This is a genomic window from Halomonas sp. AOP12-B1-6 (genome assembly GCF_052379225.1).
Taxonomy (GTDB): Bacteria; Pseudomonadota; Gammaproteobacteria; order Pseudomonadales; family Halomonadaceae; genus Vreelandella; species Vreelandella casei.
Genome location: NZ_JBQSYK010000001.1, coordinates 390580 through 411098, shown reverse-complemented (window position 1 = coordinate 411098; position 20519 = coordinate 390580). Strand labels below are relative to the sequence as shown.

The 20519-nt window shown below is 54.7% G+C and carries 20 protein-coding genes; 5 read left to right on the top strand and 15 right to left on the bottom strand.

What is annotated here, in order from left to right; translation table 11 throughout:
* Nucleotides 1–15: 15 nt before the first annotated feature.
* Genes ACT3TR_RS01855 through ACT3TR_RS01845 form a run of 3 tightly spaced genes read right to left on the bottom strand, consistent with a single transcriptional unit; the run spans nt 16 to nt 3397 of the window.
* Nucleotides 16–816, bottom strand: coding sequence for an ABC transporter permease (locus tag ACT3TR_RS01855; protein WP_096281410.1), 801 nt, complete (start codon nt 814–816; stop codon nt 16–18).
* On the bottom strand, nt 813–1829 hold the full coding sequence (locus ACT3TR_RS01850) for an ABC transporter permease (RefSeq protein ID WP_096281408.1): 1017 nt from the start codon (nt 1827–1829) through the stop codon (nt 813–815). The genes ACT3TR_RS01855 and ACT3TR_RS01850 overlap by 4 nt, the downstream gene beginning before the upstream one ends.
* Nucleotides 1808–3397 carry an ABC transporter substrate-binding protein gene (locus ACT3TR_RS01845; RefSeq protein WP_444624661.1) on the bottom strand — a complete coding sequence of 530 codons (1590 nt, stop codon included), beginning with the start codon at nt 3395–3397 and terminating at the stop codon, nt 1808–1810. The genes ACT3TR_RS01850 and ACT3TR_RS01845 overlap by 22 nt, the downstream gene beginning before the upstream one ends.
* Before the next feature lie 98 nt (nt 3398–3495).
* On the opposite strand from ACT3TR_RS01845, the gene nikR reads away from it, so the two are divergent.
* Entirely contained in the window at nt 3496–3906 is a 411-nt protein-coding gene (gene nikR, locus ACT3TR_RS01840) for a nickel-responsive transcriptional regulator NikR (RefSeq protein ID WP_096281404.1), read from the top strand.
* Between the two features lie 77 nt (nt 3907–3983).
* Here the strand turns inward: nikR and ACT3TR_RS01835 are convergent, their stop codons facing one another.
* The gene (locus tag ACT3TR_RS01835) at nt 3984–4466 is read right to left on the bottom strand and encodes an FKBP-type peptidyl-prolyl cis-trans isomerase (protein ID WP_096281402.1); all 483 of its coding nucleotides are present in this window, start codon (nt 4464–4466) and stop codon (nt 3984–3986) included.
* Between the two features lie 175 nt (nt 4467–4641).
* On the opposite strand from ACT3TR_RS01835, the gene ACT3TR_RS01830 reads away from it, so the two are divergent.
* Nucleotides 4642–4923: a hypothetical protein gene (locus ACT3TR_RS01830; protein ID WP_096281400.1), complete on the top strand. Its 282-nt coding sequence runs from the start codon at nt 4642–4644 to the stop codon at nt 4921–4923.
* Nucleotides 4924–5051: 128 nt separating this feature from the next.
* Here the strand turns inward: ACT3TR_RS01830 and ACT3TR_RS01825 are convergent, their stop codons facing one another.
* The 9 genes from ACT3TR_RS01825 to ACT3TR_RS01785 form a co-directional block, all read right to left on the bottom strand.
* A complete protein-coding gene (locus ACT3TR_RS01825; RefSeq protein WP_096281398.1) occupies nt 5052–5522 on the bottom strand; it encodes an outer membrane lipoprotein in 471 nt (156 codons plus the stop codon).
* 344 nt (nt 5523–5866) lie between these two features.
* The gene (locus ACT3TR_RS01820) at nt 5867–7465 is read right to left on the bottom strand and encodes an isocitrate lyase (protein ID WP_096281396.1); all 1599 of its coding nucleotides are present in this window, start codon (nt 7463–7465) and stop codon (nt 5867–5869) included.
* Nucleotides 7466–7727: 262 nt separating this feature from the next.
* A complete protein-coding gene (locus ACT3TR_RS01815) occupies nt 7728–8153 on the bottom strand; it encodes a GNAT family N-acetyltransferase (RefSeq protein WP_096281394.1) in 426 nt (141 codons plus the stop codon).
* Nucleotides 8153–9340, bottom strand: a complete 1188-nt coding sequence (locus tag ACT3TR_RS01810) for a JmjC domain-containing protein (RefSeq protein WP_444624662.1) — start codon at nt 9338–9340, stop codon at nt 8153–8155. The genes ACT3TR_RS01815 and ACT3TR_RS01810 overlap by 1 nt, the downstream gene beginning before the upstream one ends.
* Nucleotides 9341–9387: 47 nt before the next feature.
* Entirely contained in the window at nt 9388–10773 is a 1386-nt protein-coding gene (gene purB, locus ACT3TR_RS01805) for an adenylosuccinate lyase (RefSeq protein WP_444624663.1), read from the bottom strand.
* A 96-nt stretch (nt 10774–10869) separates the two neighbouring features.
* Nucleotides 10870–11511, bottom strand: a complete 642-nt coding sequence (gene hflD / locus ACT3TR_RS01800) for a high frequency lysogenization protein HflD (RefSeq protein ID WP_096281388.1) — start codon at nt 11509–11511, stop codon at nt 10870–10872.
* Nucleotides 11508–12680 carry a tRNA 2-thiouridine(34) synthase MnmA gene (mnmA, locus tag ACT3TR_RS01795; RefSeq protein ID WP_225734442.1) on the bottom strand — a complete coding sequence of 391 codons (1173 nt, stop codon included), beginning with the start codon at nt 12678–12680 and terminating at the stop codon, nt 11508–11510. The genes hflD and mnmA overlap by 4 nt, the downstream gene beginning before the upstream one ends.
* 104 nt (nt 12681–12784) lie before the next feature.
* The gene (locus tag ACT3TR_RS01790) at nt 12785–13225 is read right to left on the bottom strand and encodes an NUDIX hydrolase (protein WP_444624664.1); all 441 of its coding nucleotides are present in this window, start codon (nt 13223–13225) and stop codon (nt 12785–12787) included.
* Nucleotides 13222–13833: a pseudouridine synthase gene (locus ACT3TR_RS01785; protein WP_444624665.1), complete on the bottom strand. Its 612-nt coding sequence runs from the start codon at nt 13831–13833 to the stop codon at nt 13222–13224. The genes ACT3TR_RS01790 and ACT3TR_RS01785 overlap by 4 nt, the downstream gene beginning before the upstream one ends.
* 172 nt (nt 13834–14005) lie before the next feature.
* Here ACT3TR_RS01785 and ACT3TR_RS01780 point away from each other — a divergent pair, with 172 nt between their 5' ends.
* The 3 genes from ACT3TR_RS01780 to clpA all read left to right on the top strand — a co-directional run bounded on the left by ACT3TR_RS01780 (nt 14006) and on the right by clpA (nt 19221).
* Entirely contained in the window at nt 14006–16240 is a 2235-nt protein-coding gene (locus ACT3TR_RS01780) for an NADP-dependent isocitrate dehydrogenase (RefSeq protein ID WP_444624666.1), read from the top strand.
* Nucleotides 16241–16499: 259 nt separating this feature from the next.
* Nucleotides 16500–16808, top strand: coding sequence for an ATP-dependent Clp protease adapter ClpS (gene clpS / locus ACT3TR_RS01775; RefSeq protein WP_096281381.1), 309 nt, complete (start codon nt 16500–16502; stop codon nt 16806–16808).
* A 139-nt stretch (nt 16809–16947) separates the two neighbouring features.
* A complete protein-coding gene (clpA, locus tag ACT3TR_RS01770; RefSeq protein ID WP_096281379.1) occupies nt 16948–19221 on the top strand; it encodes an ATP-dependent Clp protease ATP-binding subunit ClpA in 2274 nt (757 codons plus the stop codon).
* A 150-nt stretch (nt 19222–19371) separates the two neighbouring features.
* On the opposite strand, the gene infA is transcribed toward clpA, so the two are convergent.
* Together infA and ACT3TR_RS01760 are read right to left on the bottom strand one after the other, a co-directional pair.
* Nucleotides 19372–19590: a translation initiation factor IF-1 gene (gene infA, locus ACT3TR_RS01765; protein ID WP_007111068.1), complete on the bottom strand. Its 219-nt coding sequence runs from the start codon at nt 19588–19590 to the stop codon at nt 19372–19374.
* Between the two features lie 161 nt (nt 19591–19751).
* The gene (locus ACT3TR_RS01760; protein WP_441686182.1) at nt 19752–20486 is read right to left on the bottom strand and encodes an arginyltransferase; all 735 of its coding nucleotides are present in this window, start codon (nt 20484–20486) and stop codon (nt 19752–19754) included.
* Nucleotides 20487–20519: the final 33 nt, after the last annotated feature.

The following is a 20519-nucleotide window of genomic DNA, read 5'->3' as shown; positions in this document are numbered from 1 at the left end:
GTTGCTTAAAAAGCGCTATAGCGCTCGCCTTAGATTGCTGCCCAGGCGCGCAAAACACAGCACCATGATGAGTAGACCTAACCCAGGAAATACCCCGAGCCACCAATAGCCGCCCGTTAGGTAACGCATGGCTTCAGCCAGCAGTACGCCAACAGCGGGTTGGCTAGGGCTTAGGCCAAAGCCTAAAAACGTTAACGCCGCTTCGTGCAAGATTGCGTGAGGAAATAGCAGTAAAGCGCCGATCAGACAGTGGGGAAGCAGGTGAGGTAGTAAATGGCTATGCAGCACAAACCAGCGTGACTTGCCTAGCGCACGGGAAATGCGTACGTAGGGAGCCTGGCGTAAGTGCAGTAGCTCAGCGCGCAGCACGCGGGCTAAGCTAGGCCAGTGGGTGGCGGCAACTGCGATAATCACTGCCTGAGTGCCTCCGCCAAGGGCAAAGGCGATGAGCATTAATAGAATAAGATGCGGCACGCTAAGCAGCGTATCTATCAGCAGGCTAACCAGGGCATCCAGCCGCCTAGACAGCGCGGCCAATGCCGCCAGGCTTAATGCAATCAGCGTGCTCAGCAGAGCGGCCAGGCAGCCTACCCAAAAGCTAATGGAAAGCCCCGCCAAAGTGCGCGCCCACAGCTCTCGCCCTAGCGCATCGGTACCAAACCAATGAGCAAGGCTCGGCGGTGCTAGCCGTGCATCAAACTGCATCTGCTGCGGAGTGTCTCCCAGCAGCCACTGGCTGGCGATGAGCCCCATAATGAGCAGTAGGGTGATGCCAGCGCTGAGCAGGGCGCGCAGGCGCGGCTGATGGCGGATCATAGGTCACCCAGCTTGATTCGCGGATCGATAACGCCGTAAAGGCTATCGGCCATTAGATTGCCAATGCTGACAAATAGGGCGGTAAAAAGCGCAATGCCTAGTAGGAGCGGAATATCGCTGCGCAGGCCAGCGGCCACCGTGGCCTGACCCAGGCCAGGATAGGCGAATACTTGCTCAATTAAGATAGAGCCGCCAAACAGCTCGCCCAGGGATGCAAACGCTAGCGTCATTGCCGGTAAGCATGCATGGCGTATGCCGTGTCGCCACGCCACATCAAGTCGGCTAGCGCCTTGGGCGAAGGCGTGGGTGGCCACCTCTGAGCGCATAAATTCAAGCATGCGGTGGCGCGTGTGCAGCGTTATATTGGCGATGCCCAGCAGTGCCAGCGTGGCAATTGGCAGCACGAGATGATGCAAGCGCTGAGCGAGCGACACCTGCTGACTCAAGATCCCGGTCGGGCCTGCGCAACAAGTGGGCGTCCAGCCCAAAAATACCGAAAACAACAGTACTGCGAGTATCGCCAGCCAAAAAGCGGGGGTAGAGGCGGTGATATAGGCGTATGTGCTGATGATCTTATCCAGCGTTGAGCCCTCCTTGGCGCCTGCCACAACGCCCAGGCTAAAGCCTAGCAGTGCTGACAATAGCCAGGCGCCGCCGAGTAGGGCAATGGAGCGCTGAAAGCGCTGGCCGATGACTTCGCTGACCGGCTGGTTATACACATGGCTCCAGCCTAGGTCGCCGCTCAATAGTTGGCGCAGCCAGTGGCTAAACTGTACGACAGGCGGCGCGTCAAACCCCCAGCGCTGGGCAATTAGCTCGCGCTGTTCAGGGCTAACCTGAGCCATTTGGGGGCCTAAGTAGGCATCAATGGGATCAATTGGCGAAGCCATCATCAGTCCAAATGACACCAATGCCACGCAGAGTAATACCAGTGTTAGGCGCGCTAAACGCTTGGCTATTCCCTGCGCTAATTCCTGCGTTATGAAATTAATCAGTCGCACGTCCAGCGCCATTCAAGCAGATTGCTAGTGATCGGCCAGCCGTGCCCATGCGGGGCGATGCCCAGCTCACCCACATCCAAGCAGCTGTTGGTAAAGTAGACATGCTCAAGATTGACTAGCCAAGCCCAGCTAGCATCACCGCGAACGCCGTAGCCTGTTGTGCCGCCCCACTGGGCTGCGCGCCAGTAGTCGTTGGCTTGTGCAACGCTTTCTGCCGCTTGGGCGGCGTCAAGGTTCGCATCAACCTCAGCATTGGCGTAGAAACCGCTGTTATAGAAACCGTTGCCCGCGTGCTGGCTGTGGAAAAGGTAGTAAATCTCTTGAGGGCTGTGGCTGCCAAAGCCAAGCATGATGGCATCCTGGTGCAGCGCCTCACGCTTAATTTCATCCCAATGACGGCCGGTGGGCTGCATGTCTATGCCCAAAGGGCGAACCATCTCGGCACTGACTTCCGAGAGTAGCTGCCGGGTGGTGTCACTTGACGGATAGGTGAGGCGAAAACGTGCAGGCAGGCCATCTTTATAGCGCACGCCGTCATCACGCAGCTTCCAGCCTGCGCCGTCAAGAATCTCGGCGGCGAGGCCAAGGTTTGGTGCTGCTATTTGCTCTTCTTCCGCGCTCCAAGGCAGGCCGTCGGCTGGGCCAAATGCCGGCCGACCAAACCCATGAAGCGCCACGTCGACCAATGTGTCGCGGTCAACGGCTAAATTGATCGCCTGGCGAATGGCAATGTCAGCGGTTACGTCATTGCCAATGGGCGCCCCAGAGGCCGCTTGCTCGCCACTCGCTGGCTGCATGGGAAACAGAATGCCGCGGTTATCGACGCTTTGCATGATGGTTCGATTCATATGCGCCGGCAGGTTGGAGGCCAGTGCGGCAGGGGCGGAGGCGATATCTACCTGGCCCGCATGGGCGGTGCTTAGAGTGGTGTCCTCACCGGTAAATAGAAATACCAGTCGTTCAAAGGTGGGTTCGGGGCCGTAGAAATAAGGATTGCGTTCAACAATCAGCTGCTCGCCTTCCTGCCATTCAATCAGTTGATAAGGTCCAGAGCCGATAGGATGCCGACCATAGCGCTCGCTGTATCCGTTGTCGCGCTCGGCACTGGGCACAATGCCGAGTGTCAGCAGCTGGTCGATAAACGTTATACGCGGAGCCTGCAGGCGTAGCGTCACGGTATGGTCGTCAAGCGCCGTGGCTACTTCAAGGGCGCTGAGGTCAGCCCGGCCACCTGCGCGTGCCGCTGTGTTGAAGGTATAGGCAACGTCTTCAGCGGTGAGCGGCGTGCCGTCAGAAAAGCGGGCATCGTCGCGCAGTATGAGTGTCCAGGTCAGTCGATCGTCTGAAAGCGACCACTCGGTGGCAAGCTCCGCCTGTGGCGATAGATCCTTGCCGCGCGAGAGTAGCGTTGACTGAAACAGTGGATTGCCGTACTGGCCCCAACCCAGCAGCGGGTCGAAGCCTTGCTCGGGCTCTCCACCAATCGCCAGGATTAACTGCTCTTTTGCCTGTACGCCACTGGCGACAGCTAAACAACTTAGCGTAATGCCCAGTAAGATAGGCCTAAATGGTTTAGCCATCGCTTGATCCTTTATGTCGTCAGTATGATGTTTTTACAATAACATCATACTGACGACACCGTCAGGATGTGAACAGCCAATCAGCAAAGGGGGCGTGAATGCAGCGTGTAACGGTAACGCTTGACCAGGAGCTTCTCGCAGAAGTGGATACGCTAATGCATGAGCGTGGTTACCAGAACCGCTCTGAAGCGATTCGCGACTTAACGCGCAGCGGTTTAAAGCAGGTGAGGGAAGAGGCTGCGCCCGACGCGCCTTGTATGGGTGCGCTGGTGTATGTTTATGACCATGCAGCCCGGGAGCTGTCTAAGCGTTTAACGCGTCATTCTCACGACCATCATCACCTGATGCTTTCAACGTTGCATGTGCATATTAACCATGACAGCTGCCTCGAAGTTGCTCTGCTCAAGGGCCAGGGGAGCGCGTTAAAACAGTTTGCGGCCGAAGTGATTTCATCAAGAAGCGTTCGTCACGGGCAGCTAATGCTGATCCCCAGTGATGAAGACGCTTAATCGGGGGTTCCTTAATCATAGGCATAAAAAAAGGTGACCCGAGGGTCACCTTTTTTCTGATCGGTATCGCGAGGCACTTAGTGCTCAACGCCACCTTCACCGTGCACGTGGCCGTGCTCAACTTCATCAGCGCTTGCATCGCGGACTTCAGCGATTTCAACGTCAAAGTTGAGATTCTGCCCAGCCAGTGGGTGATTGCCATCAACAACCACCGTATCGCCTTCAATTTTCTTGACGGTAACCATTAGTGGTCCGCCTTGAGTCTGGGCTTGGAACTGCATGCCCGGCTCAATGCTCTCAACGCCTTGGAAGGCATCGCGAGGTACTTCTTGCATCAGCTCTTCTTGCAGCTCGCCGTAGCCTTCGGCTGGAGATACTGCAACATTAAGTTTCTCGCCCGCTGCACGACCTTCCAGCTCCTTCTCAAGGCCCGGAATGATGTTGCCAGCGCCATGGAGGTAGGTTAGCGGCTCACGGCCTTCGGAACTGTCAAGCACTTCACCTGCATCGTTGGTCAGTGTGTAGTGGAACGCGACAACCGAGTTTTGTGCAATTTGCATGGAATAACCTTTAGCTGAGTGCATGTCCCAATATGGTAACGCGTGTGTGCTGGCTTGTCAGGGGGTAAGGGTGCTTTTTCCTATCCAAGCCTTTAGGCGGTGTTGCGCGTTAGGGTGACCAGGGATACCCTACGACCATCACTTTTTCCTTTGCCCTATTATTTTGGAGCACTCAATGACGATTTTTTTTATTTGGCTTATCGCGTTTTGCCTGATTGCATATTTTGTCAATCAGCGCTGGAGCAACGGCGTTAGCCAGGGGCTAGATAAGGTACTGCCCGGCTTTTTGAAAAGTGACGGTGATAACCGTTACCTGTGGGTAATCACGCTAGCGGTGCTGGGCGCAACGACCCTGGTGCAGCCAGTTGAAATGCTGCTGGTGGCGATACTGCTATGTCTTATCGGCTGGGGCGTCTCGGCGCTAGTAAGCTGGGCCGGCAACAAGGCTAACTTTTAAGCATCGCTTGGTAGCACTCGATAAAAAAGCCCGGCCATCATTGATGGCCGGGCTTTTTGCTAACGTTTAACTGCTAGTGAAAAATCGCCTTCAATAGCCGTCACTATTCGTTAGTAGGGCGCAACTAGTTAGTAGGGCGCAACGCTCATGCTGCCGCCATTACCAATCAAACGTACACGCTGCCCCGCTTGGAAAGGATGATCCGCGCGCTGTACAACGACAACGTCAGTGCCATCGTCGCGGCGAATTTCCATTTCTAACGCGGCTACGCGGTTAGCACCGCCTTCCGCTGCAGTACCTGCTACTGAGCCACCCAGTGCGCCGGCAACGGTGGCTAGCTGGCGTCCTGAACCGCCACCAATTTGGCTGCCCAGAAGGCCACCGATGATAGCGCCACCACCTGTGCCCAGCAGCCCGCCCGCACGGCTTTCAGCCTGAATCTGTACCTGACGAACCGCCGAGATCGTGCCGTAAGTCACGTTTTGGCCCGTTTGCGCTTGGCTTCCGCGATAGACATCGCCAGAATAACCAGACGTATTGGCACAGCCCGCTAGCGTAAGAATGCTCATTGCGGCAACAGGAAGAAGAAGACGTTTCATTAAAACCTCCAAGGTATATCTATTTGAATAACTATTTTGAATGACTATCTTGAATAGCTGTCTTGAGTAACTGTCGCCCGTATAGCTGCTACCAACAGGTAGGCAAAAGGTGGATTGCAGTTATAGAACAGTGTTCGTTAAAGATAGCCGATACTACCACCTTTGACCAGCTATCATCTAAAAAGATCAATGCGTAAAAATAATAGCCCCTAAATAGCTTAGTCAAGAGTGTAACAGCGTATTAAGAAAGCAGTGTGCAAATACTACACGATAACTATAACAGGAGACCACAAGGCCTCCTGTTATAAGCTCCGATAAGCGTATGAATGCATCAAACGTCTATATTAGCCAAACTGATTCATGGTGTTGTCTTTGCCACCGGCTTTGAGCGCGGCATCGCCGTGGAAAAACTCTTTGTGATCATCGCCAATGTTGGAGCCGGCCATATCCTGATGGCGAACCGTGGCAATGCCTTGGCGGATTTCTTGACGCTGCACGCCCTTTACGTATGCCAGCATGCCTTCATCACCGAAGTAACCTTTTGCCAGATTGTCAGTCGACAGGGCGGCGGTGTGGTAGGTGGGCAGCGTGATTAAGTGGTGGAAAATACCCGCATCGCGAGAAGAATCACGCTGGAAATTGCGGGTCCATTCATCGGCCAGTTGGCCAAGCTCGGTGTCGTCGTATTCGGCGCTCATCAGTTTTTCACGCTGATACGCCGCTACGTTTTTACCTTCTTCTTGCCAAGCATCAAACACCTGCTGGCGGAAGTTGAGCGTCCAATTAAACGAAGGTGAGTTGTTGTAAACCAACTTGGCATCCGGCACGACATCACGGATACGATTCACCATGCTAGCAATTTGCCCAACGTGGGGCTTTTCGGTTTCGATCCACAGCAGGTCCGCACCATTTTGCAGGCTGGTGATGCAGTCCAGAATAACGCGATCCTCGCCAGAGCCTGGCTTGAACTGATAGAGGCCTGAGGCGAGCCGCTTAGGTTTAACCAGCTTGCCGTTCTGTTTGATGACGACATCGCCGTTGTTGATGTCGGCAGCGTTTTCAATCACATCACCGTCGATGAAGCAGTTGTACTGGTCGCCGAGATCACCGGGTTCACGCGTAACGGCAATTTTTTGTGTCAAACCGGCGCCCAGTGAGTCGGTGCGTGCCACGATCACGCCGTCGTCGATACCCAGCTCTAAAAAGGCGTAACGCACGGCGTTTATTTTGGCTAGGAAGTCTTCATGGGGGACGGTGACTTTGCCGTCCTGATGACCACACTGCTTCTCATCAGAGACCTGGTTTTCTAGCTGGATACAGCAGGCGCCCGCTTGGATGAATTTTTTGGCCAGCAGATAGGTGGCTTCCGCATTGCCAAAGCCTGCATCGATATCGGCAATGATCGGCACGATATGCGTTTCATAATTGTCGATTTTGCTGATCAGGCGCTGTTCTTCCTCACGACTGCCCGCGTCTTTAGCATCGCCCAAGGCGCGAAAAAGATGGTTCAGTTCCCAGGCATCGGCTTGTTTCAAGAACGTATAAAGTTCTGCAATGAGATCTGCGACCGAGGTCTTTTCGTGCATCGACTGATCAGGCAGTGGGCCGAACTCGGAGCGCAGTGCGGCGACCATCCAACCAGAAAGGTAGAGGTAGCTACGTTTAGTGGTACCAAAGTGTTTTTTGATCGAAATAAGCTTCTGCTGGCCAATAAAGCCGTGCCAGCAGCCAAGCGATTGAGTGTACTGCGCAGTGTCCGCGTCATAGGCGGCCATATCCTCACGCATGATTTTAGCGGTGTAGCGAGCAATGTCGATGCCGGTATGAAAGCGGTTTTGAGCCCGCATTCGGGCGGCGTACTCAGGTTTAATGGCTTCCCATTTGCCGCCCTGTGCTTCGCGTAGTTGGGCCATGGCTTTGATATCGTCGAGTAGTCCTGACATGAGCATACCCTCTTTAATGATGGCTTGAGTCGTAATGGTCTTGCGCAAATTAGCAACGCATTGCCTTAACGCTGCAGTGCAACAACTATCGGTGAGTATGCTCAATTCAACAATTGACACTTGGGTGCACAGGGCGTTGTAACCCGACAACAGGGGGGTAGCGGAAGGGAGGGTTTGTGGCGGGTTTAGGTAGTTGTTTTTCGCCAAACAGGCATAAAAAAGCACTGCCGAGGCAGTGCTAAAGATTGATTACGGCGGCTTGTTACGTCAGTGAGAGCGTCATATCGAGATGTGGGATGCCCGCATCCATATACTCATCACCGTGAGCGACGAAACCTAGCCGCTCATAAAACGCCAGCGCATGAACCTGGGCACTAAGCGCTACCTGAGAGTGGCCCGCATGGCGTGCCGCCTCAATCGCCGCCTTCATCAGCAGTACGCCAATGCCGGTGCCTCGGGCGTTAGCGAGCACGGCAACGCGACCAATATGCGCATCTGGCAGCAGCCGGGCAGTGCCTGCTGGCTGCCCGTCAAGCATGGCTAGAAAGTGCCGGCACTCAGGGTCAAGGCCGTCCCATTCCTCTTCCTGTGGCACGCTTTGCTCGTCAATAAAGACTCGGCGGCGGATCTCACTGGCAGCCGGGCCGAGTGTTTCCCAATCGCCAGAGTTAACGTGGGCAATCGCCATTAATACTCCTCGTCGTCGCCTTCATCGCTCATAAAGCCGAGGCTGCCGGTGTTTACCAGCTGTGTAATCAGCGCTGCTGCAGCGTCAATTTCAAGGTCTTCGGCGTAGATCGGGGTTGCGTCAGCTAAGCGCTGGGCTAGCTCAGCAGAACACGCGTGGCTGTCGCCATCGACAAACAGCGTGGTGCCGCCTGCTTCGCTGCGCCAAGCAAAGCGCGAGCCGGGCATGTGATAAAGCGGTTCGCCGTCTTGTAGTTGAGCAACAAGCGCCGCCTCGGTCAGCGGTGTTTCAAGCGGTACAACTTGATCAACATATTTTGGCTGGGTCATGACGCGGCCAAACCATTGCGCTAACTGCACCGGGTTATCGAGTGTCGACACAATCAGCTGACGCATACGCTCAATGGCTGCATCGTCTAGCTCGCCGGTCAAATTTGCAGGCGCCATGCCCGCATCGCTATAGCGCTGGGATGCGGGAAGCTGTTCGCCCAAAAAATCCGCATAAGAAGTGATGGCTTCGTCGGCAGAGGGCGCGCGAAAGCCGAGCGAAATGGTCATGCAGTCATTGCTTTGGCTGACACCGTGGTGCGCCCAGCCGGGGGGAAGGTACAGCATGTCGCCCGGTTCAAGCACCCAGTCTGAGTCGGGCTCGATGGTGAATTCTTGCAGGATGCGCAGATCAATACCGGCGATGATCGGGGCATCTTCGGTTAATTTGCCACCTAGCTGCCAACGACGGTGCCCGCTGGCCTGAAGCAAAAAGACATCGTATTGGTCAATATGCGCGCCCACGTTGCCGCCAGGAGGTGCATAGCTGATCATGACGTCATCAAGGCGCCAGCGCGGTAAAAAATCAAACTCATCCATTAGCGCTGCAACGGCGGGCACGTAGTGGTCAACCGCTTGAACCAGCAGGCTCCAGTTAGTTTCCGGCAGCCGTGCAAAGGTGGCTTCATCAAAGGGGCCGTGAGATACCTGCCAAGGGCCGTCCGGACCTTCTTCCTCGACTAGGCGAGCCTCTACGCCAGGCTCACAGGCAAGCCCTGCCAGTTCGTCGGCCTCGATGGGGCTGATAAAGTCTGGCATGGCGCCACGAATCAGCAGCGGTTTTTGCTGCCAATAATTGGCTAAGAAATCTGCGGCGGTAAGATCGCCCAGAAGGGTTAGCGGCTTATCGTGATGGTTCATGGCGTATCCTGTCGTGCTGGAGAAAGAGGTGGTCGCAGCAAAGGGTGTTACAAGCAACCGAGCTGTTTTGTCAGCGCTTCGGCCTGTGCCTGAGCGTTGCCAATGTAGCTTGCCGGTGACAGCGCTTTCAGTTCGGTTTTGACATCATTAGGTAGCTCAAGAGAGTCAATGAACGCGGCAAAACCGGCCTGGTCGATGCGTTTGCCACGCGTTAACTGCTTAAGTTTTTCATAGGGCTTTTCGATGCCGTAGCGGCGCATGACTGTTTGGATCGGTTCTGCGAGCACTTCCCAGCTGTTATCCAGGTCAGTGTCTAGGCGCTCCGGGTTGGCTTCAAGCTTGCTGATGCCTTTTAGGCTGGCGTGATAAGCAATTAAACCATACGCCAGGCCCACGCCCAGGTTGCGCAGTACGGTGGAGTCCGTCAGGTCGCGCTGCCAGCGAGAAATAGGCAGTTTTTGAGAAAGGTGGCCAAGTATCGCATTGGCGAGCCCCAGGTTGCCTTCAGAGTTTTCAAAATCAATCGGGTTAACTTTATGCGGCATGGTGGAAGAGCCAATTTCGCCTTCAACCGTGCGCTGCTTAAAGTAGCCCAGTGAGATATAGCCCCATACGTCGCGATCAAAGTCGATCAGGATTGTGTTGAAGCGGCAGATGGCATCAAACAGCTCGGCAATGTAGTCGTGTGGCTCGATCTGAGTGGTGTAGGGATTGAACGTCAGTCCTAAACCTTCCACAAAGGTGCGCGCGTTGGCTTCCCAGTCGACTTCAGGATAGGTTGTCAGGTGGGCGTTATAGTTACCCACGGCACCGTTGATCTTACCCAGCATTTCCACTGCTTCAATCTGCTTTAGCTGGCGCTTAAGACGGTACGCCACGTTTGCCATTTCTTTACCCAGCGTTGTGGGCGTAGCGGTTTGACCATGGGTGCGCGACAGCATCGGCTGGGCGGCATGGGCAATGGCCAATTTGGCAATGTCGTCAGCCACTTCATGCATGGTGGGTAGCATGGCCTTAAGGCCGTCGCTGAGCATCACGCCGTAGGAAAGGTTATTGATGTCTTCGCTGGTGCAGGCGAAGTGGATGAACTCGGTAACCGCATGCAGCTCGGCCTGATCCGCAATCTTCTCTTTAAGGAAGTACTCAACCGCTTTGACGTCGTGATTGGTGGTGCGCTCGATTTCTTTGATGCGCTCGGCATCCTGGAGCGAGAATTCGGTAATCAGCTGCTCAAGAAACGCCGTCGCATCAGTGGAAAGAGGCGGCACTTCAGTGATTTGAGCTTGCTCGGCCAGGCGCTGTAGCCAGCGAACTTCCACAATCACACGGGCGCGGATCAGGCCGAATTCGCTGAAGTGTTCGCGCAGTGCGGCAGCTTTAGAAGCGTAGCGGCCGTCAACGGGGGAGAGAGCGGTCAAAGCGGAGAGTTGCATGGCATCGTTTCCAGGTGGTTCGAGAGCAGGTTATTCAAAAACGAACAGTTCAAAAACAAACGGTTCAAAAACAGGTTAGCTAATGGCATCAGCAGCCTAGCTGAGACTGTCCAACGCGCGGCGTAGCGCCTTGCGTTGGAACACAAGCTTCCAGCGCCGCCCGCCTTGCTGATGCCATAATAGCCCAAAACGGATGCCGCCCATTAAGCAGGCGCGTACGCGTTCGGGCATCATGCGGCTTTGCAGCAGCGACGGGTCGCCCTGCACCACAATGCGGGTTTTAAAGGTCGAGAGCGTCTCTTGATACGCTTCGCCTAGGCTGGCAACGACGTTTTCATGGGTAGAGCCGAAGTGCTCGGCCTGCCCCTGAATGCGCGTTAATTTTTGGCCGAGCGAATCCATCATCGCGTTATTGGTGCGCAGCTTATTCATCAGCATTAGCAGTGAAAAACCGTAGCGCAGCACCACAGGGTTGGCCTGTTTGCGGCCCACCAAGGCTTCTAAGGTTTCTAGGCCACGGCGAAGATTGTTGGGATGCCCGCCATAAATGGCTTCGAAGCTCGGTGGGTTAGTATCCACAGTGGCTTCAATGAGCGTGTCCCAGGCGCGCGTGTCGACCTGGCCGGTGCGAGCAAGTTCGTCCACCAGGCTGGCGGCTTGAAATACGCCCGCCAGGGCTAGCGCTTGGCGCACGGCGGGAGAGTCGGGCGCACGATGAATCGGCGTAGTGGAACTCATGCCGCAACCTCCGCGTCTTTTTTCCAGATAGCGCAAATAACGCCACCGCCTAAACAGATATCGCCATCATAAAGCACCAGGGACTGGCCTGGCGTTACCGCCCATTGCGGGTCATCGAAGGTAACCTCGACGCCGCCGCTGGGTAGAACGCGCATTTCACAGCCACAGTCACTTTGCCGATAGCGCGTTTTGGCGGTAAAACGGCCTTGTTGAACCGGCGGCTCGCCCGCCACCCAGTCCATGGCCTCGGTAGCTAGCGAATCAGAGGAGAGCAAAGAATGATGCTTGCCCTGCACCGCGATCAGTACGTTGCGTTCCAAATCTTTAGCCGCCACGTACCAGGGTTCTTCCGAGTAGTTGGCAAGCCCGCCAATACCTAGCCCCTGGCGCTGACCAAGGGTGTAGTACATCAGCCCCATGTGCTCACCAATCACATCACCTTCCGGCGTTTCTATGAGACCGGGCTGCGCGGGAAGATACTGCTGCAGAAAATCGCGAAAGCGACGCTCGCCGATAAAGCAGATGCCGGTGGAGTCTTTTTTCTTGGCGGTAATCAGGCCGTGCTGTTCAGCGATAGCGCGCACTGCGGGCTTTTCAAGTTCCCCAACGGGAAACAGCGTGCGCGCAATGGCGGCTTCTGGCACCGCATGTAGAAAGTAGCTTTGATCTTTGTTGCCATCCAGGCCTTTTAGCAAGCGAGGACGGCCGTTGCGCTGCGCTTCGCGCACATAGTGGCCGGTGGCGATTTTGTCGGCCCCCAGCATTTCGGCGTACTCAAGAAACACCTTAAACTTGATTTCTCGGTTGCACAGAATGTCAGGATTGGGCGTGCGGCCTGCTTTGTACTCGGCTAAAAAGTGCTCAAATACGTTATCCCAGTACTCGGCCGCAAAATTCGCGGTATGCAGCTTAATACCCAGCTTTTCGCACACCGCCTCAGCGTCAGCAAGATCCTCTTTAGCCGTGCAGTAATCGGTGCCGTCGTCCTCATCCCAGTTTTTCATAAACAAGCCTTCCACCTCATAGCCTTGCTGCATGAGAAGAACGGCCGAAACAGAAGAGTCGACGCCGCCGGACATGCCAACAATGACTTTGCCGCGAGTGGCTGGCTCAGACTCGGGCAGCGCCGACGTTGTGGAATCAGTGGATGACCCGGTTTTAAATGACATAGGTATCCTTCAGGAGCAGTGGTGTGCAACAAAAATAGGCGTAGGTAAATAATGAGCTGCAATTGGGCGGCGATTATACACGATGGGGAAGGGCTTTGAGTGCTTCACTCACGAATCACTGCCAGCGGATAACAGCACCCGCTTAAAGCGTCCTCAATACGCTGCAGCACTAGCGGGCTACGCAGTCGTTGCTGCTGGTCTAGCGCACGTATTTGCTCAAGCGTCAGCCAGTGAGCGGCGATAATGTCAGGGTCTAGGGCGAGGTTGAGCTGATCAAGTGGCTCGGCCGTAAAGCCGTGGCTGTGAAACGTTTGCCCGCCATCGGCATGAAAAACGTAAAGCCCCAGGTAGCCGGTGAGCGATACCTGCCAGGCCGTCTCTTCCTGCACTTCTCGCAAAATAGCCGCGATGGGGCCTTCGCCGGCTTCGATATGCCCAGCCGGCTGATTAAACACGCTGGCGGGGGCGTCGCGCTGTTCTTCCACCATCAAGAAATGCTCGCCGCGCTGAATCACACAGGCCGCTGTACTGTGAATTGCACTCACGTTGGTTTTCGACGCTTTGCAGCGGGCTGTACGCGTTTTCGCTGAGGCGAATTGGCTGGGCGGGGCGCGTGTAGCGTTTCTTTACGCCACTCGCCGGGGGCAAGGTCGCCTAGCCGCCAGTGGCCAATCGCTGCGCGAATTAAGCGCAGCGTCGGAAAGCCGACGTGAGCGGTCATGCGCCGCACTTGGCGGTTACGGCCTTCGCTAATGGTGAGTTCCAGCCAACTGGTCGACGGATGGCGTTTGGGGTCAATGGCCGGCTGGCGAGGCGTGGTCGTTGGGGGCTCAATACGGCGTGCCTTGGCAGGCTGAGTAGGGCCATCTTTAAGCGTGATGCCCTGACGTAGCGCTTTAAGAGCAGCATCGTCTATTTGCCCCTCAACCTGAGCCCAGTAAGTTTTAGGCTGTTTGTGGCGCGGGTGCGAGATGCGGTGGATGAGTTCGCCATCGCTGCTGAGTAGTAGCAATCCTTCGGAGTCGTAATCCAGCCGCCCAGCCGGGTAAATGTCTTTCACATCAATATATTGTGCCAATGTTTGGCGTCCTTCGCGGTCGCTAAACTGGCTCAATACTTGAAAAGGCTTGTGCAATAAATAGAGGTTGCTCATGACATCTCTTTATCCATTTCTTGATTCGCTGCCCTGGCGTCTTGGTGTATCACTCATGCGTAAAAAGTGCAGCGCTGGTATACTCCGGCTACTTGCTGGGGCGCCCATCATTAAGCGCGCGCTCCGCTCAAGATTTCTTGCAATCGTAGTGACAAGAGAGGTTAACGCAAAAATGACCAAAACGCCGAAGATCATCTACACGCTCACCGACGAAGCCCCAGCGCTTGCGACTCACTCCCTGCTGCCGATTATCGACGCTTTTACCGATTCTGCGGGCATCAAAGTAGAGACGCGCGATATCTCCCTGGCCGCGCGGATTATCTCTCAGTTTCCTGATTACCTGAGTGACGAGCAGCAGATCGACGATCATCTGGCGGAACTTGGCGAGCTGACCAAGACCCCTGAAGCTAACATTATTAAACTGCCTAACATCAGCGCGTCTTTGCCGCAGTTGAAGGCCGTTATCAAAGAGCTACAGCAGCAGGGCTATAAGCTTCCTGATTACCCGGAAGCGCCGCAGAGTGATGAAGACAAAGATATTCAAACGCGTTACGACAAAACCAAAGGTAGCGCCGTTAACCCCGTGCTGCGTGAAGGTAACTCTGATCGCCGTGCGCCGCTGTCAGTTAAAAACTATGCCCGTAAATACCCGCACCGCATGGGTGAGTGGAGCAGCGACTCTAAGTCCCACGTTTCTCACATGCGTGATGGCGACTTTTATGGCAGCGAAAAATCAGCGCTAATTGAGCAAGCCAGCGATCTTAAGATCGAGCTAGTGGCAAAAGATGGCACCACGACGGTGCTCAAGCAGAAAACAGCCGTGCTTGCCGGTGAAGTTGTTGACGGTGCCGTCATGAGCCGCAACGCGCTGCGTCGCTTTGTGGCCGAAGAAGTCGCGGACGCAAAAGCGAAAGATGTGCTGTTCTCGCTACACCTTAAAGCGACCATGATGAAGGTCTCTGATCCCATCATGTTCGGCATGGTGGTAACTGAGTTCTATCAGGACGTGCTGAGCAAGCACGCGGACGTTCTCAAACAGGCCGGTTTTGATCCCAATAACGGTATCGGCGACCTGTATTCAGCAATTAAAACGCTGCCTGAAGAGCGTCAGACGCAAATTCAGGATGAGATCCAGGCGCTTTATGCCGAGCGTCCACGCTTGGCCATGGTGAACTCGCATAAAGGTATCACCAACCTGCACGTGCCTAGCGATGTGATTATCGATGCGTCGATGCCTGCGATGATTCGCGACTCCGGTAAAATGTGGGGCGCCGATGACCAGCTTCACGACGTGAAAGCGGTGATTCCTGATCGCTGCTATGCCGCTATCTATCAGAGCGTGATTGAAGACTGCAAGCAGCATGGCGCGTTTGACCCGACCACTATGGGTAGCGTGCCTAACGTAGGTCTGATGGCGCAAAAAGCCGAAGAGTACGGTTCTCACGATAAAACGTTCCAAATCGCCGTAGACGGCACGGTGCGTGTCACCGATTCCAGCGGCAACGTAGTGCTTGAGCACAGCGTTGAGCAGGGCGATATCTGGCGTATGTGCCAAACCAAAGATGCGCCTGTGCGCGATTGGGTCAAACTGGCCGTTAACCGCGCCCGCGAAAGCGGCACGCCCGCTATTTTCTGGCTGGATGCCCAGCGTGCCCACGATGCTCAGTTGATCAAGAAAGTAGAAAGCTACTTGAAAGACCATGATACCGATGGCCTGGACATTCGTATCATGACGCCGGAAGAGGCGATGAGCTTCTCTCTGGCGCGCATCCGTAAAGGCGAAGACACTATCTCCGTCACCGGTAACGTATTGCGTGACTACCTGACCGACCTGTTCCCGATTATGGAGCTGGGTACCAGCGCGAAGATGCTCTCGATCGTACCGCTAATGAACGGCGGCGGCTTGTTTGAGACAGGCGCGGGTGGTTCTGCACCTAAGCATGTGCAGCAGCTTCTCGAAGAAAACCATTTGCGCTGGGATTCACTGGGCGAGTTCTTGGCCTTGGCCGCGTCTTTGGAACATCTGGGCAGCACCTTCGATAACGCTCGTGCAACCGTATTGGCGAAAGCGCTTGATCAAGCTAACGGTCAATTCCTGGACAGCAATAAATCGCCTTCACGTAAGGTGGGTGAGCTCGACAACCGTGGCAGTCACTTCTACCTGGCGCTTTATTGGGCACAGGCGCTGGCTGAGCAGAATGACGACGCTGAGCTAAAAGAGCTGTTTGGCCGTTTGGCAGAAGCACTGACGTCTAAAGAAACTGCTATTTTGGATGAGCTGAACAGTGTTCAGGGCCAGCCTGCCGATATCCGTGGCTACTACCACCCTGACCACGCATTGACTGAGCAAGTGATGCGCCCCAGCAAAACGCTAAATGAAGCGTTAGCCATGGTCGCTAAGGGCTAATTTTACGCTTTAATTTAGCCTGTGAACCCCCGTCCGCTTGGCGGACGGGGGTTTTTGCATTGCACCCTCTGTTACACCCTGTGATATTTTAATTTTTCATGAACCCTTGCTGGTCGGCAGCGTCTGAGAAGTATTATTAATATTTCTCAGGTTCTTCCATCGGTCAGCGTCGAGACAACTCATTGTGCTGCTTATGTCCAACCTAGAAAGCCCATGCTTGGCCTCTTTCTCCGTGAAAGCGGGCGCATCGAGGCCAAATATGCCTGATGAAGACGGTGATATAGCGGTTCAGTCAGCGGAACCCGCGCTGGCGCAGCCGCCGCTTTATAAAGTGGTGCTTCATAACGACGACTACACACCGATGGAGTTCGTTATTGAAGTGCTGCAAGATTTTTTCAACATGGATAGCGAGAAGGCCGTTCAAGTCATGCTCGCGGTACATACCCAAGGAAAGGGCACCTGTGGCGTGTTTACTCGTGATATAGCTGAAACCAAAAGCTATCAGGTAAACGAGTACGCCCGGGAGTGTGAGCACCCGTTGATAAGTGATATTGAGGCCGCCAGTTAAAAAGCGTGAGAAAAAATTGGCGGTGAGGCTTGCAACCGTGCCATTTGTACCCGATGTTGAGAGTACTGGTCGATTACACTGATCCGACGCAAGCCCTAGGTGGCGACATACCCTAGGAAGTAGCGAAAAGGGGACTGCCATGCTGAGCAAAGAACTTGAAATGACCCTGAACACGGCCTTTACCGTGGCGCGCTCTAAACGCCATGAGTTTATGACCGTTGAGCACCTGCTGCTCGCGTTGCTGGATAATGCCTCCGCGGTTGACGTACTGAAGGCTTGCGGAGCTAATCTCGACAAGCTGCGCTCCGATCTGCAGGATTTTATTAACTCGACCACGCCGCTTATTCCTGAAGGGCAGGGTGATCGCGAAACCCAGCCTACGCTCGGTTTCCAACGTGTTTTACAGCGCTCCGTTTTCCATGTTCAGTCATCGGGTAAAAGCGAAGTGACGGGCGCTAACGTGCTGGTAGCGATCTTCTCTGAGCAAGAAAGTCAGGCGGTATACTTCCTTAAGCAGCAAAGCGTTGCTCGTGTCGATGCGGTGAATTACATCGCGCACGGAATTTCAAAAGTTGCTGGCCACGGCCCTTCGCCTTCTCCTTCTTCGGAAAACGATGATGTGGAAGAGGGCGGTAGCGAAGGTGCGTCACACCCACTCCATGGCTATGCCACCAACCTTAACGAACAGGCGCGGCTAGGCAAAATTGACCCGCTGATTGGTCGTGACCATGAGCTTGAGCGCGTCGTGCAGATTTTGGCGCGCCGGCGTAAGAATAACCCGCTGCTGGTAGGCGAGGCGGGCGTGGGGAAAACGGCGATTGCAGAAGGCTTGGCGAAGCGTATCGTTGAAGAAGACGTGCCCGATGTTATTGCCGATGCCGTTGTTTACTCATTGGACATGGGCGCTCTGCTCGCGGGCACCAAATACCGCGGCGATTTTGAGAAACGTCTCAAAAGTCTGCTGAGCGAGCTTCGCAAGCAACCCAACGCCGTGCTGTTCATTGATGAGATTCACACGGTTATCGGTGCTGGCGCTGCCTCCGGTGGTGTGATGGATGCATCGAACCTGCTCAAGCCGCTGCTTTCTTCCGGCGAGCTGCGCTGCATTGGCTCGACGACGTTCCAAGAATTCCGCGGCATCTTTGAGAAAGATCGTGCTCTGGCGCGGCGCTTCCAAAAAGTAGATGTAATGGCGCCATCGGTAGATGACACTATCAAAATCCTTAAAGGGCTACGGTCGCGCTTTGAAGAACACCATGAATTGAAGTACACCGACGCGGCGCTGGAAAGTGCGGCGCGCCTGGCAGACCGCTATATCAACGATCGCTACCTGCCTGATAAAGCGATTGATGTTATTGATGAGGCGGGTGCTCATCAGCGGCTGCTGCCGCCAGAAGTGCGTGCTAAAACGATCGACGTTGAGCAAGTGGAAGCCGTGGTTGCTTCAATTGCGCGCATTCCGCCGAAGAGTGTTTCAAGCTCAGACCGCAAGCAGCTTGAAAAGCTGGATCGTGATTTGAAAATGTTGGTTTTCGGCCAGGATGAGGCGATTGATAGCCTTTCTGCGGCCATTAAGCTCTCGCGAGCCGGTTTAAAATCACCTGACAAGCCCGTGGGTAGCTTCCTGTTTGCAGGGCCGACAGGCGTTGGTAAGACCGAAGTGGCCAAACAGCTTGCACATATTATGGGCATTGAGCTGGTGCGCTTTGATATGTCCGAGTACATGGAGCGCCATACCGTATCGCGGTTGATTGGTGCGCCTCCTGGTTATGTGGGCTATGACCAAGGCGGTTTGTTAACCGAAGCCGTGACCAAGCAGCCGCACTGCGTACTGCTGTTAGATGAGATTGAGAAAGCGCACCCGGAAGTCTTTAATCTGTTGCTGCAGGTTATGGATCATGGCCGCTTGACCGATAACAACGGACGTCAGGCTGACTTCCGCCACGTTATTCTGATCATGACGTCTAACGCAGGGGCCGAGCAGGCCTCGCGTCGTTCGATTGGTTTCCAGCATCAGGATCACTCGACCGATGCCATGGAAGTTATTCGGCGCACGTTCTCTCCCGAGTTCCGCAATCGTTTAGATGGCATTATCCAGTTCCATGCGCTGCCCGTTTCCGTGGTGCGTAACGTGGTCGATAAGTTCTTGATCGAACTGCAGGCACAGTTGGATGAGAAGCGCGTGCAGATGGATGTGGACGACACGGCGAGGGATTGGTTGGCGGATAAAGGCTACGATCCTGATATGGGCGCACGCCCGATGGCGCGTCTCATTCAAGAGAAGCTGAAGAAACCATTAGCCGAGATGATTCTGTTTGGCGAGTTGGCAGAGAGCGGCGGAATTGTTCACGTCAGCTTGGAAGATGGCGAATTGCATATTTCCACCGAGATTGAAATGGCTGATGCGCCCTGAAAAGGGCGCTAAGTCCGCCAAGCCAATCATCAATGTGTATGCGTAAAAGCACAGCGCCCTGTCACTGACGGGGCGTTGTCGTTTACAGTGAACGGCGCAGGAATCGTTACCGCCGAACGCGGTCAGCTATCAAACGCTAGCGACAGCGACTTAGCGCGAACGGTAAACGATACGGCCTTTGGAGAGATCGTAAGGCGTTAGCTCTACTTTTACTTTATCGCCGGTCAAAATGCGGATGTAGTTTTTGCGCATTTTTCCAGAGATGTGAGCAGTAACAACGTGACCGTTTTCCAGCTCAACACGAAACATGGTGTTCGGAAGGGTATCGACGATAACGCCTTCCATTTCAATATGATCTTCGCGTGCCATATAGGCATTTCCCCACTTATGAGTTAGTAATGTACAGGTTCTTCATGTACGAATTAATCAGGTAACAATACATCAGCACTTGAGTGCTTCTGTGTGAGCACTCAAGAATCAGCGCTATATTGTGCCGCAAGCCCGCCGCCAAGGCAAAAAAGCTGACGTGTTTAACGAATTAACTGTCGCCAATGGCGCCCGTCGAGCATTTCTAGCGGTGCAAAAGCCTGCTTGTAGCGCATCTTACGGCACTCTTCGATCCAATACCCTAAATACAGGTGCGGCAGCGCTTTTTCTCGGCTGAGTTCAATTAGCTGAAGAATAGCGAATGTTCCCAGCGAGCGCTTGTCTAGCGTATCGCTAACGGCAAAGAAGGTATAAATCGCTGAGAGGCCGTGCTCTAACTGATCAAATGCCGCCACGCCGACCAGCTCTTTGCCCAGATACATCTCCATAAGATGGGCGTAGGGCTCCTCAAGCGTTAAAAAGGTGCGGTACTGCTCACGACTGGGCGGATACATATCGCCGTCAGCGTGGCGCTGACGAATGTAGTCAGCGTAAAGCGTGTAATGTTGAGCCGAATAGCGGGCCGGTGCCACGCGCACGCTAATGTCGGCATTGCGATGCCAGATCTTGCGCTGAGTGCGATTGGCGGCAAACTGCTCAATGGGAATGCGCACCGAGCGACATGCGTTACATCCTTCGCAGTGGGGGCGGTAGAGGTGGCGCCCGCTGCGCCGAAAACCTAGCAGCGCCAGCGAGTCATATACACCCGGTACCGGTGACTCCTGCGGGTCGAGAAATAGCGTGGTCGCTTCTTTGCCCGGTAGGTAGCTACAGGCATGAGGCACGGTAAGGAAGAAGCGCAAATCCCGCACCGGGCGGGGCGGAGTGTTACTGCTCACGGTTTGCCTCCTTTTCGAAAATAAATCGTTGAA